The organism is Dietzia sp. DQ11-71 (assembly GCF_014144995.1).
Lineage (GTDB): Bacteria > Actinomycetota > Actinomycetes > Mycobacteriales > Mycobacteriaceae > Dietzia > Dietzia kunjamensis.
Genome location: NZ_JAALDT010000116.1, coordinates 1 through 16,779 on the forward strand (window position 1 = coordinate 1; position 16,779 = coordinate 16,779).

A 16,779-nucleotide genomic window follows, 5' to 3' on the forward strand; every position below is an offset into this window, starting at 1 on the left:
CGCCGAGCCCTGCAGGGGCCCGGCCTCCGGGTTGGAGGTCCGGGCCAGGACGAACAGGCCCCGGCCGGTGCCGGCCGCCGCCTCGAACGCCGCGTCCAGGGAGCCGACGCCCAGGTAGGGCGACACGGTGAGCGCGTCGCAGGCCAGCGGGGAACCGTCCCGCAGCCACGCCCGGGCGTACCCGGCCATGGTGGAGCCGATGTCTCCCCGTTTGGCGTCGGCCACCGACAGCGCCCCGCGCTCGCCGATGGCGGCCAGGAGCTCCTCCAGGACACGGAACCCGGCGGACCCGTGCTCCTCGAAGAACGCCACCTGGGGCTTGACCGCGGGGACCAGGTCCCCGAAGGCCTCGAGAGACCGCCGCGAGAACTCCGCGACGCCCGCCGCGTCGACGCCCAGGCCCCACGCCTCCAGCAGCGCCGGGTGGGGGTCGATGCCCACGCAGAGGTTGCCCCGCTCGGCGACCGCCCTGCGCAGGCGGGCACCGAACGGGGACGCGGTCGGCGTCACCGCGCCGCGTACCCGGCGTGCAGCTCCTGCAGGGGGCTGACGCTGACTTCGCCGCGCAGCATGGCCTCGATCCCGTGGACCGCCGCGGTGGCGCCCTGGACGGTGGTCACGCAGGGCACGCGGCGGGAGATCGCCGCGGAGCGGATCTCGTGGCCGTCTGCACGGGTGCCCCCGGTCGACGAGGCGATGTTGAGGATGAGGTCCACCTCGTCGGCGTTGATGCGGTCGACGATCGTGCGGATCGGCCGGCCGTCCTCGTCGACCGGGCCGGTGCCGGACTCGGTCAGCTTGGCCACGGTCTCGCAGGCGATGCCGTACCGGCGGAGCATGAGCGCCGTGCCCTCGGTGGCCAGCACCGTGAACCCGAGCGCCGCCAGCCGCTGGGCCGGGAACACCATCGACCGCTTGTCCCGGTTGGCCACCGAGACGAACACCGTGCCCGACAGCGGCAGCACGCCGTCGGCGGACAGCTGGCCCTTGGCGAAGGCCACGGCGAAGTCCGGGCCGATGCCCATGACCTCACCCGTGGACTTCATCTCCGGGCTCAGCAGGGACTCCACGGTGTCGCCCTCCGGGGTGCGGAACCGGTTGAACGGCAGCACCGCCTCCTTGACGGCGACGGGGGCGTCCGCGGGAAGGGAGCCGCCGTCCCGGTCGGACGGGAGCAGCCCCTCCGCGCGCAGGTCGGCGATCGACTCGCCCAGCATGATGCGGGCACACGCCTTGGCCAGGTGCACCCCGGTCGCCTTGGACACGAAGGGCACCGTCCGGCTGGCCCGGGGGTTGGCCTCGAGGACGTAGAGCACGTCGTCCTTGAGGGCGTACTGCACGTTCATCAGGCCCTTGACGCCGATGCCCATGGCCAGCGCCTCGCTGGAGCGGCGGACCCTGTCGATGTCGTCCTGCCCGAGGGTGATCGGCGGCAGCGTGCACGCGGAGTCGCCGGAGTGGATGCCGGCCTCCTCGATGTGCTCCATGACGCCGCCCAGGTACACCTCGGTGCCGTCGCACAGGACGTCGACGTCGATCTCCACGGCGTCGTCGAGGAAGCGGTCCACCAGCACCGGACGGTCCGGGCTGATCTCGGTGGCGCGGTCGATGTACGAGCGCAGGGAGCCCTCGTCGTAGACGATCTCCATGCCCCGGCCGCCCAGCACGTAGGACGGGCGCACCAGTACCGGGTACCCGATGTCGGCGGCGATGGCGGTCGCCTCGTCGGCGTTGATCGCGGTGCCGAACGCCGGGGCCGGCAGACCCGCCCGGACCAGCACCTCACCGAACTCGCGGCGGTCCTCGGCCAGGTCGATCGCGGACGGGCTGGTGCCCACGATGGGGACGCCGGCGGCCTCGAGCTGCGCGGCCAGCCCCAGCGGGGTCTGGCCACCGAGCTGCACCAGCACCCCGGCGACCGTGCCGGACTCGGACTCGGCGTGGTAGACCTCCATGACGTCCTCGAACGTCAGGGGCTCGAAGTACAGCCGGTCGGCCGTGTCGTAGTCGGTCGAGACCGTCTCCGGGTTGCAGTTGACCATGACCGTCTCGTACCCGGCCTCGGACAGCGTCAGGGCGGCGTGCACGCAGGAGTAGTCGAACTCGATGCCCTGGCCGATGCGGTTGGGCCCGGAACCGAGGATGATCACCTTCTCGCGCTCGGTCTGCGGGGCGACCTCGGACTCGGCGGCGGGGTCGAGCTCGTAGGTCGAGTAGTGGTACGGGGTCTTGGCCTCGAACTCCGCGGCACACGTGTCGACCGTCTTGTAGACGGGCCGGATCCCCAGCCGGTGGCGCAGGCGCTGCACGCCCTCGGCACCGGCGAACTCGGGCCGGAGGGCGGCGATCTGCGCGTCCGACAGACCGTTGTGCTTGGCCCGACGCAGCAGGTCCGCGCCCAGCACGGCGGCGTCGACGATCTCGCGGCGCAGGTCCACGAGCTCGGCCACCTCCTCGAGGAACCACGGGTCGATGCCGGAGGCCTCGTGGACCTGCCGGACCGTCGCCCCCAGGCGCAGCGCCAGCTCGACGTCGTACATCCGGCCCTCGGTCGGACGGACCAGGTCGGCGAGCACCGCATCCACGTCGGTGGAGCGCCCGGGTGCGATGGTCTCGTCGGGCAGGGTCCAGAATCCCGAGGCCTTGGTCTCCAGCGACCGCATGACCTTGCCGAGGGCCTCCCGGTAGTTGCGCCCCAGGCTCATGGCCTCGCCCACCGACTTCATGGTGGTGGTGAGGGTGTCGTCGGCACCCGGGAACTTCTCGAAGGCGAACCGGGGCGCCTTGACCACCACGTAGTCGAGGGTCGGCTCGAAGCACGCGGGGGTTTCGCCGGTGATGTCGTTGGTGATCTCGTCGAGCGAGTACCCGATGGCCAGCCGTGCGGCGATCTTGGCGATCGGGAAGCCGGTGGCCTTGGAGGCCAGCGCGGAGGACCGCGAGACCCGGGGGTTCATCTCGATCACGACCAGGCGGCCGTCGACGGGGTTGATGGCGAACTGGATGTTGCAGCCACCGGTGTCCACGCCCACGGCACGGATGATCGCGATGCCCAGGTCGCGCATGTTCTGGAACTCGCGGTCGGTCAGCGTCATCGACGGCGCGACGGTGACGGAGTCGCCGGTGTGCACACCCAGGGCGTCCACGTTCTCGATCGAGCAGATTACGACGACGTTGTCCTTGTTGTCGCGCATCAGCTCGAGCTCGTACTCCTTCCACCCGAGGATGGACTCCTCGATGAGGACGTTCGCGGTCGGCGAGGCGGACAGCCCGCCGCCGGCGATGCGCTCGAGGTCCTCGGTGGTGTAGGCCAGACCCGAGCCCAGGCCGCCCATGGTGAAGGAGGGCCGGACCACGACCGGCAACCCCAGCTCGGCGACGGTGGCGTGGACCTCCTCCATCGTGTGGCAGACGGCGCTGCGGGCCGACTCGCCGCCGACGCTGGCCACGATGTCCTTGAAGGTCTGCCGGTCCTCGCCGCGGTTGATGGCGGGGATGTCCGCGCCGATGAGCTCGACCCCGTGCTTGTCGAGGAGCCCCTGGGCGTCCAGCTGCATGGCCGCGTTCAGCGCGGTCTGCCCACCGAGGGTCGCGAGCACCGCGTCCACGGGGTGGCCGTCGGCGGCCTCCTTGGTCAGGATCTTGTCGATGAACTCGGGCGTGATGGGCTCGACGTAGGTGGCGTCGGCGAACTCCGGGTCGGTCATGATCGTGGCCGGGTTGGAGTTGACCAGGGTCACACGCAGGCCCTCGGACTTGAGCACGCGGCACGCCTGGGTGCCCGAGTAGTCGAACTCGCAGGCCTGGCCGATGACGATCGGCCCGGAGCCGATGACGAGGACGTGGTTGATGTCTGTGCGCCGGGGCATCAGTTCGAACCCTTTCTGGAGTCTGCGGAGCCGAGGTCGGAGGATTCGAGCAGGCTGACGAAGCGGTCGAAGAGGTCGGCGGCGTCCCGGGGGCCCGCCGCGGATTCGGGGTGGTACTGGACGGAGAAGGCGCTGCCGTCGACCAGGGCGACGCCCTCGACGGTGCCGTCGTTGGCGCACACGTGGGTCACGGCGGCCGTGCCCCACGGGGTCTGCCAGGTGTCACCTTCCGGGGCGCGCAGCGCGAACCCGTGGTTCTGGGAGGTGATGGCCACGGCGCCGGTGGCCTTCTCGATCACCGGGATGTTGATGCCGCGGTGCCCGAACTGCATCTTGTAGGTCTCCAGCCCCAGAGCCCGGCCGAGGATCTGATTTCCGAAGCAGATGCCGAAGAAGGGGATTCCCTGGCCCAGCACCTCCTTGGTGAGGTGTACCGCGTGGTCGGCCGTCGCCGGGTCGCCCGGACCGTTGGACAGGAACACCCCGTCGACGCCGAGGTCGAGGATGTCCTGCAGCGTCGAGTCGGCGGGCAGGACGTGGACGCGGACCCCACGCTCGGTGAGCATCCGGGGGGTGTTGGTCTTGATCCCCAGGTCCAGCGCGGCGATCGTGTAGGACGCCTCGCCCTCCGGCTCCACCACGTAGGCCTCGCGCGTGGAGACCTCGTCGGACAACGACGCGCCGGCCATGGACTCCTGGGCCCGGACCGCGGTGAGCATGGTCTCGTCGTCGGTCAGGTCGTCGCCCGAGAAGATCCCGGCCTTCATGGCCCCGAGCTCCCGGATGTGGCGGACCACGGCGCGCGTGTCGATACCGGCGATGCCGACCACGCCCTGGGCGGCCATCTCGTCTTCGAGGCTGCGGCTGGACCGGTGGTTGGAGGGCTGTCGCGACAGGTCGCGGATCACGAAGCCGGAGACCCAGATCCGGCCCCCGCGGGCCTCACCGTCGAGGAGGGACTCGCCGTCCTCGTCGTTCCAGCCGGTGTTGCCGATCTGCGGCGCGGTGGCCACGACGATCTGCCGGCAGTAGGAGGGGTCGGTGAGGGTCTCCTGGTAGCCGGACATGCCGGTGGTGAACACGGCCTCCCCGAGGGTGGTCCCGGTCGCGCCGAAGGAGGTGCCGCGGTGGATGCGTCCGTCCTCGAGGACGAGCGCGGCGGGTTGCGGGCCCGCCTGCGGCGCGGGCGTGGTGCTGTGCGGTGTCACTGGTTCTCCTCGGTGGTGGAGCTGGAGTCGGTGGGCGTGTCGGAGGGGTCGGCGTCTCCGCGCAGCGCCTCCCAGCGGGGGTAGGTGTCCTTGTCGTCCGCCCGGAAACCGGAGTCGACGAGCGTTCGGCCGTCGGTGCCCGTCACCTGCCATCGCGCGACGAGGATGCCGCCGCCGGGCACGGTCTTGTTGGCCAGCGCCGAGGCGCGGCGCACGTCGACGAGGTCGGCGCGGGGGATCCACACGACGGCGTCGGCCAGCTCGAGGCGTATGCCGCCGGTGTGGGCGGTCAGGGTGCCGGCGGAGCGGTGGCCGAGGGGCGGGCGGGCGATCCGGGCCTGCCAGTCCCCCGCGACGGTGCTGCCGATGTACACACCGGTCAGCGGCCCCAGCACGATCTCGCCCGGGTCGGCGGGCGGGGTGGGGAGCTCGTCGAAGAGCCCGGCCTGGGACCGGCTACGGTTCCGCCATCCCAGCGTCATCAGACCGATCAGCGCGAGCAGCACGGCGATGACGATGATGACGGTCCAGTAGTCCTGGGTCATGCGAGTACCTCTCCGTCGCGGGTGGTCAGGCGGCCCCGGTACACGGTGCCGACGACCCTGGCCGCGAATGTCATTCCCTCGTAGGGGGTGTTGGCGGACAGACTTGCGAGCGCGTCGCCGACGACGGTCCACGGGGAGTCGGGGTCGACGACGACGAGGTTCGCGGGCTCCCCTACGGCGATCGGTCGCCCCTGGTCCGACAGGCCGGCGATCTCGGCGGGCCGGGTGCTCATGACACGGGCGAGGTCCCGCCAGGTCATGTCCCCGGTCTCGACCAGCAGGGCGGCGACGATCGGCAGGGCGGTCTCGAGTCCGAGCATGCCCGGCCGGGCGGCGGCGAACTCGCAGCACTTCTCCTGCGCGGCGTGCGGGGCGTGGTCGGTGGCGACGCAGTCGATCACGCCGGACCTCAGCGCCTCGCGCAGCGCGAGGGTGTCGTGTGCCTCGCGCAGGGGCGGGTTGACCCGGTAGACGCCGTCGTAGGTCTCGAGCCGGGAGTCGTCGAGGAGCAGGTGGTGCGGGGTGACCTCGGCGGTGATCGAGATCCCCTGGTCCTTGGCCCACCGCAGCAGTTCGACGGTGCCGGTCGTGGAGGCGTGGCAGATGTGCACGCGGGCGCCGGCGTCGCGGGCCAGGATCGCGTCTCGGGCGACGATCGATTCCTCCGCCGACCGCGGCCATCCGGTCAGTCCCAGGCGTGCGGCGTGGTGCCCCTCGTGGGCCACGGCGCCGCCGGTGAGCCGGGGTTCCTCGGCGTGCTGGGCGACGAGGACGCCCAATCCGGCCGAGTACTCCAGGGCTCGACGCATCACCAGTGGGTCGTGGACGCACATCCCGTCGTCGGAGAACACCCTGACGCGGGCCTCCCCCGCGGCCATCTGCCCCATCTCGGTGAGCTGCTCACCCTGGAGACCCACGGTGACGGCGCCGACGGGGTGCACGTCGCACAGTCCGACCTCGCGGCCGATCCGCCAGACCGAGTCGGTCACCGTCTGGTTGTCCTGCGGGGGTTGGGTGTTGGCCATGGCGAACACCGCCGTGTACCCCCCGCGGGCCGCGGCGGCCGAACCCGAGGCGATGGTCTCGGTGTCCTCGCGACCGGGTTCGCGGAGGTGGGTGTGCAGGTCGACGAACCCCGGCAGCAGCACGGCGCCGTCCGGATCGAGGACCTCGATGTCCGTCGCGGACAGGTCCACGGACTCGCCCGCGTCCGGACCGATCGCGGCGATGACGCCGTCGCGGACGAGGACGTCGACCGGGTCGCCTTCGCCGTAGGGACGCACCCGCCGTAGCAACAGGGTCGGTGTGTGGGGGGCGCTCACTCAGGGGTTCCTTCCGCCGTGACGAGAGTGTGGAGCAGTACCGACATGCGCACGTGCACGCCGTTGGTGACCTGCTGGAGGATCGCGGAGGACGGCGCGTCGGCGGTGTCGAAGCCGATCTCCATCCCCCGGACCATCGGACCCGGGTGCAGGACCACGACGTCGTCGCGGAGCCGGGCGGCGCGCGTCGGCCCGAGCCCGTAGCGCACCGCGTATTCGCGGGCGGACGGGAAGAACCCACCGTTCATCCGCTCGGCCTGGACGCGCAGCATCATGACGGCGTCCGCACCGTCCAACTCCGCGTCGAGGTCGGTCGACGCGCGGACCGGCCAGCCGTCGACGCCCACCGGGAGCAGGGTCGGCGGGGCGACGAGGACCACCTCCGCGCCCAACGTGGACAGCAACAGGGCGTTGGACCGGGCGACGCGCGAGTGCAGGATGTCCCCGACGATCACCACCCGGCGCCCGTCTATCCCGCCGAGGCGTTCACGCAGGGTCATGGCGTCGAGCAGTGCTTGGGTGGGGTGCTCGTGCATCCCGTCACCGGCGTTGATGACCGACGGGCCGACGCCACCCGGCGCGACCCACCCGGCGATCTGCTGAGCGGACCCGGAGGCGGGGTGACGCACGATGAGGGCGTCCGCGCCGATGGCGGTCAGGGTGAGCGCCGTGTCGCGCAACGACTCGCCCTTCTGGACCGAGGAGGCGCTGGCGGAGACGTTGATGACGTCCGCGCTCATCCACTTGCCGGCCGTCTCGAACGACACCCGCGTGCGGGTGGAGTTCTCGTAGAACACGGTGAGGACGGTCTTGCCCCGCAGTGTCGGCAGCTTGCGGACCTCGCGACCGAGGAGCGTCTCCTTGAGTCGTTCCGCCTCGTCGAGGATGGACAGGGCCGAGTCGCGGTCGAGGTCGGCGGCCGAGAGCAGGTGCTTCATCTCGTCCTCTCCGCGTCCGGACGCCGCAGGACCACGGCGTCGATCCCGTCGACCTCGGTGAGCCGGACGGACACTCCCTCGTCGCGGGAGGTGGGGACGTTCTTGCCCACGTAGTCGGCCCGGATCGGCAGTTCACGATGCCCGCGGTCGACCAGCACGGCGAGCTGGACCCGCGCCGGTCGACCGAGGTCGCGCAGGGCGTCGAACGCCGCGCGGATGGTCCGGCCCGAGAACAGGACGTCATCCACGAGGATCACCGTCGCGCCGTCGATCCCGGCCGATGGGACCCGCGTGGGGTTCATCGGCCGGTGCGGGCCTCCGGCGAGGTCGTCGCGGTAGAGCGTGACGTCGAGGGCCCCGGCGTGGACGTCCGCGCCGCTGAACTCACGGATCCTCTCGGCGAGTCGGGCCGCGAGCGGCACCCCGCGGGTGGGGATTCCCAGCAGCACCACGGGGCCCGAGTCGGGCGCGTCCGCAGCAGTGCGTTCGATGATCTGATGTGCCAGGCGGGACACCGTCCTGGCGACGTCGTCGGACGTGAAGAGTGACACCGAGTTCTCTTGCGAACCGTCAGCGCTCACCGATCACCACCTCCTTGTCCGCCTCGCTGGACGGCTTGTTAAAGGGATAGCTTTCGGTCCTGAACTCTATCAGTCCCCGGTGTCCGTTCCGGGATCGGCGGACGTGGCCTCCGACACGTCTCCGGGCGCGTCGCCGGCGGCCTCGGAGGCAGCGTCGGCGGGCGGGGTGTCCAGGCCCGCCACGGCCCGCTCGGCGGCCCTGATGTGCTGGGCCAGGCCGGCCACGCGGTCGAGGACCGCGTTGACGTACGGAACCGACTTCTCCGCGGACAGGTCGGACACCAGAAGGACCGCCTGGTCGATCACGACGGCGGCGTCCACCTCGTCCGAGCCGAAGAGCAGTTCCCACGCACCGGCGCGCAGGACCGCGCGGTCGACGGCGGGCAGCCGCTCCAGCGTCCACTCCCTCAGGTGCTCGGTGATGGTGGAGTCGAGGCGGTCGAGCCGCTCGGCGACGCCGGTGACGATCTCCATCGTGTAGGGCGCGACGTCGTGGAACTCCTGGGAGTCCTCGCCCATCTGCCGACGCTCCTCGGCGAGCGCCACCACGTCCGCGTCACGTAGCTCCGCCTCGAACAGCAGCGAGACCGCGCGCCTACGCGCCCGGTAGCGTGATCCGCGACGGCGGTGGTCGACGTCTTCCGACATGATCAGTCGTTCACCCGGCTGAGGTAGCGGCCGTCACGGGTGTCGATGCGCAGCTTGTCGCCGGTGTTGATGAACAGCGGCACCTGGACCTCGGCACCCGTCTCGAGGGTCGCCGGCTTGGTGCCACCGGTCGAACGGTCGCCCTGCAGGCCCGGGTCGGTGTGCTGGACCAGCAGGTCGACGGCGACCGGCATCTCGGCGAACAGCGGGACACCCTCGTGGATGGAGACCTGGACCGAGGTGTTCTCGAGCAGGAAGCGGGCACCGTCACCCATCACGGTCGGGGTGACGTTGATCTGCTCGAAGTCCTTCTCGTCCATGAGGACGTAGTCCTCGCCGTCGCGGTAGAGGAAGGTCATGTCGCGCCGGTCGACGGTCGCGGTCTCCACCTTCACGCCGGCACTGAACGTCTTGTCGATGGTCTTGCCGCTGACCACGTTCTTCATCTTGGTCCGCACGAACGCGGGGCCCTTGCCGGGCTTGACGTGCTGGAACTCGGTGATCTGCCAGAGTTGGCCCTCCTCCTTGAGGACGAGGCCGTTCTTGAAATCGGCGGTGGACGCCATAGTCGGTACTCCTTCGGGAAGTCGTCCGCGCCGCAGCCGGGGGCGGCGTCGCGCGCATGATCGTGGGTCGGATCCTCAGAGCACCCTGAGGTCCTTCGACGTGGTGGTCAGGGACCGTCCGCCACCGCCGGTGACGGCCACGGTGTCCTCGATTCGGATCCCGCCGAGGCCCGGGAGGTAGATCCCCGGCTCGATGGTGATCACATCGCCGTCGGACAGTGTACTCGTGGACCGGGTCGACACCGCGGGCGCTTCGTGCACGTCCAACCCCACCCCGTGCCCCAGCGAGTGGCCGAAGTGGTCGCCGAACCCGGCGTCGGTGATGATGTCGCGGCTGACGGCGTCGAGCTCGGCGCACGGGACGCCGGCGCGGACGGCCTCGACCCCCGCGATCTGAGCTCGGCGGACGACCTCGTAGGCCTCCACCAGACGGTCCGGGGCGGTCCCCAACGCGACCGTGCGGGTGCAGTCGGACGCGTACCCCGAGACCGTGGCTCCGAAGTCCACCACCACAAGGTCGCCCTCGGCCAGGACCCGGTCCCCGGGAACGTGGTGCGGGTGCGCTCCGTTGGGTCCGGAGGCCACGATCGTCTCGAACGCCACGCCATCCGAACCGGCCCGCCGCATCGCGTGCTCCAGGTCCGCCGCGACCTCTCGTTCGGTTCGACCGGCCGCCACCAGGTCGCTGCCCAGCACGTGGGTCCACGCCTCGTCGACCACCGTGCACGCCCTGGCGATGAGGGCGAGCTCGTCGGGATCCTTGGCGCGGCGCACCGTCTCCACCAACCCGCTGGTCTCCACCATCCGGGCGTCCGCTCCCCCGGTCGCCGCGAGCGCACGGCGCAGTCCGGCGGCCGCGGACAGGGTCAGCTGATCGGCCTCGACGGCGAGCGGGGCGTCGGCGGGTCCGCGACGACGACCGAGGACGCCGGCGACGTACTCGCGCGAGATCACGTGGCCCACGTCCGGGGCCTGCTCGACGACCTGGAGTTCGTAGCGGGAATCCGTGCAGAGGACCGCCTCGCCGTCGTCCTCCACCAGGACGGCCCCACCCGACCCGGAGAACCCGGTCAGGTAGGCGATGTTCCGTGGATCGGTCACCAACAGGGCGTCGGCACCGACGTCGGCGAGGGCGGCGGCGACGGCGCGGCGACGTGGGGCGAGACGCTCGATCACAGCAGGATCCCCCCGCCGCTGGGCTTGCGGCCCTCCGAGATGGTGGCGTACGCCGCCGTCATGAGCGACGGGTCCGGGGCCTCCATGCGCGACGGGCGGGCCAGTCCGTCCAGCACGACCAGGCGCAGGAAACCCGAGTGGTTCTTCTTGTCGCCGGCCATCAGCTCGAGCAACCGCGGGAAGGCGTCCTCGTCGTACCCGGTGGGCAGGCCGAGCGAGGCCAGGACGGAGGCGTGACGCTCTGCCGTCGCGTCGTCCAGTCGGCCCGCCAGCCTGGCGAGCTCGGCGACGAAGCACATCCCGACGCTGATCGCCGCGCCGTGACGCCACCGGTACTGCTCGCGACGCTCCACGGCGTGGCCGAGGGTGTGGCCGTAGTTGAGGATCTCCCGCAGGCCGGACTCCTTGAGGTCCTGGCCGACCACGTCGGCCTTGACCTGCACGCTGCGGCGGATGAGCTCGACGATCGTCTCGCCACCCGGATCGAGTGCCGCCGCGGGATCCGCCTCGATGAGGTCGAGGATCTCCGGGTCGGCGATGAAGCCGCACTTGACCACCTCGGCCATGCCGGAGACCAACTCGTTGTGCGGGACGGTCTCGAGCGTTGCGGTGTCGATGAACACGGCTGCGGGCTCGTGGAAGCTGCCCACGAGGTTCTTCCCGGCGTCGGTGTTGATACCGGTCTTGCCACCGACCGCGGCGTCGACCATCGCCAGCAGGGTGGTGGGGATGTGCACGACCCGGACGCCACGCATCCAGGTGGCGGCGACGAAGCCGGCGAGGTCGGTGGCCGCCCCTCCCCCGAGGCTCACGACGGTGTCCTTGCGGTTCAACCCGATCTGGCCCAGGACGTCCCAGCAGTACCCGGCGACGGCGAGGTCCTTGCCGGCCTCCGCGTCCGGGATCTCGATCCGGTGGGCGTCGATGCCGGCGTCGGCGAGCTTCTCGCGGAGCGCCTCGGCGGTCTGGGCCAGCGGCGGTTGGTAGAAGATCGCCACGGTTCGCGAGGACGAACACGCCTCGAGGATCTCCGGGAGCAGGCCCCGGCCGATGACCACGGGGTACGGGGCCGCGGCGCGCACCTCCACGACGACGGGCTCGGTGGTGTTCTCGTCCTGGTTCATCTGCTGCTCCCGCTCATCGCTCGTGTCGCACTCGTGTCGCTACGCGTCTGGTCGTCACTCATCTCCGAACGCCGCCCCGCAGGTGCGGGTCGCCGGAGTCGAGCCTGTCGACGATGTCCGTCACCACCTTGCCCGAACTGCGCCGCTCGGTGCTCACGGTGGTCCAGGCGACCTCCCGGTACAGCGGCGAGCGTTCGGTCAGCAGTGCCTGGTACCGGGCTGTGACGTCGCCCCCGGCCAACAGCGGGCGACCCGGACCCTGGGATCGGCGCACCCCCTCCGCCACCCCGATCGTGAGGTGGACGACCCGGTGGCCTCGCAGGCGTCGCCGGGTCACCGCCGAAAGGACCGCCCCGCCCCCCAGGGACAGGACCCCGTCGAACGATGTGAGCGCGTCACCGATGATCCGCTCCTCGATCTCGCGGAAGTGCGGCTCGCCGTCGGAGGCGAAGATCTCGGGGATGGACCGGCCCTCGGCCTCCTCGATGAGGTGGTCGGCGTCGCGGAACGGCACGTCGAGCCGCCGGGCGAGTTTGCGGCCGATGGTCGTCTTGCCGGCACCGGGTGGCCCCACGAGCACGGCGACCGGCCGTGCCGGCTCGCTCATGCCTCGTCCGTCGCCCAGTCCAGCCGCTCGGCGACCGCGTCGAGGTATCCCCCGACGTTCCGGCGGGTCTCCGCCAGCGAGTCGCCACCGAATTTCTGCAGGACCGCGCGGGCCAGGACGAGGGCGACCATCGACTCCGCGACGACGCCCGCCGCCGGAACCGCACACACGTCCGAGCGCTGGTGGATGGCGGTGGCCGCGGATCCGTCCTCCATGTCCACCGTGCTCAGCGCACGGGGCACCGTGGAGATGGGCTTCATCGCGGCCCGTACCCGGAGGGGCTGACCGTTGGTCATGCCGCCCTCGAGGCCCCCGGCGCGGTTGCTGCGGCGCTCGACGCCGTCGTCCCCGCGGACCATCTCGTCGTGGGCGACGCTGCCACGGCGGCGCGCGGTCTCGAAGCCGTCCCCGACCTCGACGCCCTTGATGGCCTGGATGCCCATGAGGGCGCCGGCGAGCTGTGCGTCGAGACGATCGTCGCCGGACACGTGGGAGCCGAGACCGATCGGGAGGCCGTGGACGACCACCTCGACCACGCCACCGAGGGTGTCCCCGGCCTTCTTCGCGGCCTCGATCTCGGCGATCATCGACTCCGCGGCGGCGGCATCGAAGGCCCGCACAGGGCTGGCGTCGATGGCCGCGAGGTCCGCGTACCCGGGTTCGGGCCCGACGTACGGCTCGGACGCGCCGATGGAGATGACGTGCGAGAGGACCTCGACGCCGAGGACGTCCCGCAGCACCGCACGGGCGACAGTCCCGGCCGCGACCCGGGCGGCGGTCTCACGGGCGCTCGCGCGCTCGAGGACCATCCGGGCGTCGTCGAAGTCGTACTTGAGCATCCCGGAGAAGTCGGCGTGACCGGGCCGCGGGCGGGTCAGGCGGGCGGCGCGGGCCTTGTCGTCGATCGCCTCCGGGTCGACGGGATCCGCCGACATGATCTGTTCCCACTTGGGCCACTCGGTGTTGCCGACCTCGATCGCCACCGGCGATCCCATGGTTCGGCCGTGGCGGACGCCGCCGAGGACCCGGACGGCGTCCGCCTCGAACTTCATCCGCGCCCCGCGGCCGTAGCCCAGGCGACGGCGGGCGAGTTGCGAGGCGATCTCGTCGCTCGTCACCTCGACCCCGGCGATCACGCCCTCGACGATCGTCACCAGGGCCTGGCCGTGCGATTCTCCGGCAGTGGTCCACTTCAGCACGTCGCCGATCATCCCACGTCGGGGTACGGCCCGGCACATCAGGCCCGGGTCGTCGCGGACCGCCGTGCCCGCGAGGCGACGACGGCCCGGTGCGGGGTGTCACCGGTGAGACGCCGGAACGCGTGAATGAAGCTCGAGGCCTCGGCATACCCCAGACGCAACGCGACGTCCTCCACCGACAGCAGACCGGTCGCCAGCATCCGCCTGGCCAGTTCCAGCCGGACGTCGTCGAGAAGCCGCTGGAACGACGTGCCCTCGTCCGACAGGTGCCTGCGCAGGGTCCGGGAACTGACCCCCAGTCCGGCGGCCACCGAAGACATGCAGGCCCCCTGCGTGAGACGACCGGCGATCTCGACGCGGACCCGGCTGCTCACCGGCCCACGGGTCCGGCGGGTGGCGGCCAGGTCGCGGCACATGGCCTCGGCCACCGTCACCGCCGCCGGGCTCCCCTGCGGGAGCGGTTCGTCGAGGCGGGCGGCGTCGAAGACCATCGTGACGCCGGTGCCGTGGTCGGACTCCGACGGCACGAGGCCGAGCCGGTCCCCGTATGCGGTCAGGGTCCCGGATGACCGCCCCCCACCGAAGGAGACGTCGGTGAACGGGGCACCTCCGGGGACGAGCTCGCCGAGGACGGAGTGGATCGCGAACAGGTCGCGGTCCACGAGGAACTCGCGGACGTCGCCCGGGAGCGCGGTGTCCTCCAGACGCACCACGATCCTGTCCCGCGTCGACTCCACACCGATCGTGCTGAAGATGTAGCTCAAGTCGATGAAGCGGAGCGTCACGGCGATCACGTCGCGGAGCGTCGGGCTCGACAGCAGGGCGTATCCGAAGATCCCGAAGGTGGTCAACCGGTACGCGGCGCCCACCTCGGCGGCGAGGGCGGGCCGGTCGCCCGCGGCGGCGCGGAGGTTGCGGATCGCGGTCAGTTCCTGGTCCGGCGTCACGAGTAGATCGGGGGTGGCGAGGTCGGCCGGGGAGAGCGCGATCCCCTGTAGGACCCGGCCTGCGTCCACGCCGAGCCGCTCCCCGGCCTCGACGAGCACGCCGATCCCGATGGCCGAGCGGGGGAAGTCCCAGTGTGGGACCGCGGGGGCGTCCCAGGTGGTCATGTCCGGAATTATGGATTATTCGTCCGTGAATGTCTGCGGCCACGCGGGGCCGGGGCATTACCGTCACGACATGACCTCTTCCTCCTCCCCCGGGACCCGGCGTCGGCGACCGCGCGTGATCATCATCGGAGCCGGATTCGGTGGCCTCGGCGCCGCCTACGAGCTCACCCGTGACGGCCTGGCCGAGGTGACGATCCTGGAGAAGGCCGACGACGTCGGAGGGGTGTGGCGGGACAACACCTACCCCGGAGCGGCCTGCGACGTCCCGTCGAACCTCTACTCGTACTCCTTCCACCGCAGGACGGACTGGGGCCGTCGCTACGCCGAGCAACCCGACATCCTGTCCTACATCCGGGAGACCGCCGACAGGTACGGCCTGCGCGAACTCGTGCGCACCGGCATCGAGGTGACCTCCGCGGAGTTCGACGACGACAGCGCCACGTGGACGGTACACACCGCCTCCGGCGAGTCGTTCGAGGCCGAGGTGCTCGTGCCCGCGGTGGGTCAGTTGTCCCGTCCGGCCTACCCGGACATCCCCGGGTCGGAGACGTTCGCCGGCCCGTCGTTCCACTCGGCCGAGTGGCGGCACGACGTCGATCTGACGGGTAAGCGGGTCGCGGTACTCGGCACCGGGGCCTCGGCCATCCAGTTCGTCCCCCGCATCCGCGAGGTGGCCGCGCACGTGACCGTCTACCAACGCTCGGCGCCGTGGGTGGTGCCCAAACCGGACCGCGCCTACACGGACGCCCACCGGGCGGCGTTCGCCCGTGTCCCCGGCCTCATGACCGCGATGCGCGGCACGATCTGGGAGACGACGGAAGTCGTCGGCCTGGCACTGACCTCCGCGCGGCCGCTCGCCAGGATCCTCGGCGGGCTCGCCCGCGCCAATCTGCGGCTCACCGTCCGCGACCCCCGGCTGCGCGAGGCCCTCACCCCGACGGAACCGATCGGGTGCAAGCGGATGCTGTTCAGCAACCAGTGGTACCCCGCACTCGCGCAGCCGAACGTCGACGTGGTGACCGACACCGTCGCCGAGGTCGTCCCCGAGGGGATCGTCACCGCGGACGGACGGGTGCGTCCCGTCGATGTCGTGGTGTACGGCACGGGTTTCCAGGCCACCGACTTCCTGGCACCGATCACCGTGCGTGGACGCGGCGGTCAGGACCTGCACGAGCAGTGGCGAGAGGGTGCGCGCGCGTATCTCGGGATGGCCGTGCCGGGCTTCCCCAACATGTTCGTGATCTACGGGCCCAACACCAATCTCGGGAGCAGCTCGATCATCCTCATGATCGAACAGCAGGCCCGGTACGTCCGCCAGGTGGTCGAGGAACTGGCTCGGGCGGATCGGACGGTGGCCGTGGACGTCCGTCGCGAGGTGCACGAGGCCTACGACGACGAGATCATGCGCCGACTCGGTGCATCGGTGTGGAGCGGCTGCGACTCCTGGTACAAGGCGGACTCAGGTCGGATCACGACGAACTGGCCAGGACTGGTGCACGAGTACCAGCGCCGCACCCGGACCGCGGACCCTGCCGACTTCGAGACGATCGTCCCCCGTCGCGCCACGGCGCCCTCGGGCATCTGACCGACCATCCGGCCGTGCGGCTCCGGCACGGTGGCCGTCCCCGTGTCCGCGCGGTCAGCGACCGAGTGCCTGCGACAGCGCGGCGGCCATCTCCCCGCGCGGCGCCGGGTGCCCGGTGAACAGCTCCACCTGACCGAAGGCCTGGTGGAGCAGCATCACGTCGCCACCGACCACGGGGATGCCCGCGGCCAGGGCTGCTGCGCCGGCCGCGGTGGGCCAGGGGTCGTAGAGGACGTCGAACACCCGTCGGGCGCCGGCGACCAGGTCCGTGAGCTCCCGCACGCCGGGTTCGGGGACGG

General features: G+C 71.3%; 15 protein-coding genes and 1 pseudogene. 1 reads left to right on the forward strand and 15 read right to left on the reverse strand.

The window, feature by feature from the left end; translation table 11 throughout:
- The 14 genes from pyrF to G6023_RS04755 form a co-directional block, all read right to left on the reverse strand.
- The coding region (gene pyrF, locus G6023_RS04690) for an orotidine-5'-phosphate decarboxylase (RefSeq protein WP_182634209.1) at positions 1-510 on the reverse strand (510 nt) is incomplete at its 3' end.
- Positions 507-3,869: a carbamoyl-phosphate synthase large subunit gene (carB, locus tag G6023_RS04695; RefSeq protein WP_182634210.1), complete on the reverse strand. Its 3,363-nt coding sequence runs from the start codon at positions 3,867-3,869 to the stop codon at positions 507-509. The genes carB and pyrF, both read right to left, overlap by 4 nt.
- Positions 3,869-5,077, reverse strand: a complete 1,209-nt coding sequence (gene carA, locus G6023_RS04700; protein WP_067717951.1) for a glutamine-hydrolyzing carbamoyl-phosphate synthase small subunit — start codon at positions 5,075-5,077, stop codon at positions 3,869-3,871. The genes carB and carA overlap by 1 nt, the downstream gene beginning before the upstream one ends.
- Positions 5,074-5,622 (reverse strand): PH-like domain-containing protein, encoded by a 549-nt coding sequence (locus tag G6023_RS04705; RefSeq protein ID WP_067717949.1) that lies wholly within the window; start codon positions 5,620-5,622, stop codon positions 5,074-5,076. The genes carA and G6023_RS04705 overlap by 4 nt, the downstream gene beginning before the upstream one ends.
- Entirely contained in the window at positions 5,619-6,944 is a 1,326-nt protein-coding gene (locus G6023_RS04710) for a dihydroorotase (protein WP_182634211.1), read from the reverse strand. Before G6023_RS04710 ends, G6023_RS04705 begins: the two co-directional genes overlap by 4 nt.
- Positions 6,941-7,882, reverse strand: coding sequence for an aspartate carbamoyltransferase catalytic subunit (locus G6023_RS04715; RefSeq protein ID WP_067717943.1), 942 nt, complete (start codon positions 7,880-7,882; stop codon positions 6,941-6,943). Before G6023_RS04715 ends, G6023_RS04710 begins: the two co-directional genes overlap by 4 nt.
- The gene (gene pyrR, locus G6023_RS04720) at positions 7,879-8,463 is read right to left on the reverse strand and encodes a bifunctional pyr operon transcriptional regulator/uracil phosphoribosyltransferase PyrR (protein ID WP_182634212.1); all 585 of its coding nucleotides are present in this window, start codon (positions 8,461-8,463) and stop codon (positions 7,879-7,881) included. Before pyrR ends, G6023_RS04715 begins: the two co-directional genes overlap by 4 nt.
- Positions 8,464-8,532: 69 nt before the next feature.
- Positions 8,533-9,111 carry a transcription antitermination factor NusB gene (nusB, locus tag G6023_RS04725; RefSeq protein ID WP_182634213.1) on the reverse strand — a complete coding sequence of 193 codons (579 nt, stop codon included), beginning with the start codon at positions 9,109-9,111 and terminating at the stop codon, positions 8,533-8,535.
- 2 nt (positions 9,112-9,113) lie between these two features.
- Entirely contained in the window at positions 9,114-9,677 is a 564-nt protein-coding gene (gene efp, locus G6023_RS04730; RefSeq protein ID WP_067717936.1) for an elongation factor P, read from the reverse strand.
- Positions 9,678-9,752: 75 nt separating this feature from the next.
- Positions 9,753-10,853 carry an aminopeptidase P family protein gene (locus tag G6023_RS04735; protein ID WP_120283327.1) on the reverse strand — a complete coding sequence of 367 codons (1,101 nt, stop codon included), beginning with the start codon at positions 10,851-10,853 and terminating at the stop codon, positions 9,753-9,755.
- A complete protein-coding gene (gene aroB / locus G6023_RS04740; protein WP_182634214.1) occupies positions 10,850-11,977 on the reverse strand; it encodes a 3-dehydroquinate synthase in 1,128 nt (375 codons plus the stop codon). The genes G6023_RS04735 and aroB overlap by 4 nt, the downstream gene beginning before the upstream one ends.
- 58 nt (positions 11,978-12,035) lie before the next feature.
- On the reverse strand, positions 12,036-12,584 hold the full coding sequence (locus tag G6023_RS04745) for a shikimate kinase (protein WP_163375808.1): 549 nt from the start codon (positions 12,582-12,584) through the stop codon (positions 12,036-12,038).
- Entirely contained in the window at positions 12,581-13,795 is a 1,215-nt protein-coding gene (gene aroC, locus G6023_RS04750) for a chorismate synthase (RefSeq protein WP_182634215.1), read from the reverse strand. Before aroC ends, G6023_RS04745 begins: the two co-directional genes overlap by 4 nt.
- 26 nt (positions 13,796-13,821) lie before the next feature.
- On the reverse strand, positions 13,822-14,895 hold the full coding sequence (locus G6023_RS04755; protein WP_182634216.1) for an AraC family transcriptional regulator: 1,074 nt from the start codon (positions 14,893-14,895) through the stop codon (positions 13,822-13,824).
- 70 nt (positions 14,896-14,965) lie between these two features.
- Here G6023_RS04755 and G6023_RS04760 point away from each other — a divergent pair, with 70 nt between their 5' ends.
- Positions 14,966-16,480, forward strand: coding sequence for a flavin-containing monooxygenase (locus G6023_RS04760; protein WP_182634217.1), 1,515 nt, complete (start codon positions 14,966-14,968; stop codon positions 16,478-16,480).
- Between the two features lie 54 nt (positions 16,481-16,534).
- Here G6023_RS04760 and G6023_RS04765 read toward each other — a convergent pair.
- A pseudogene (locus G6023_RS04765) lies at positions 16,535-16,779 on the reverse strand (shikimate dehydrogenase); the annotation flags it as partial.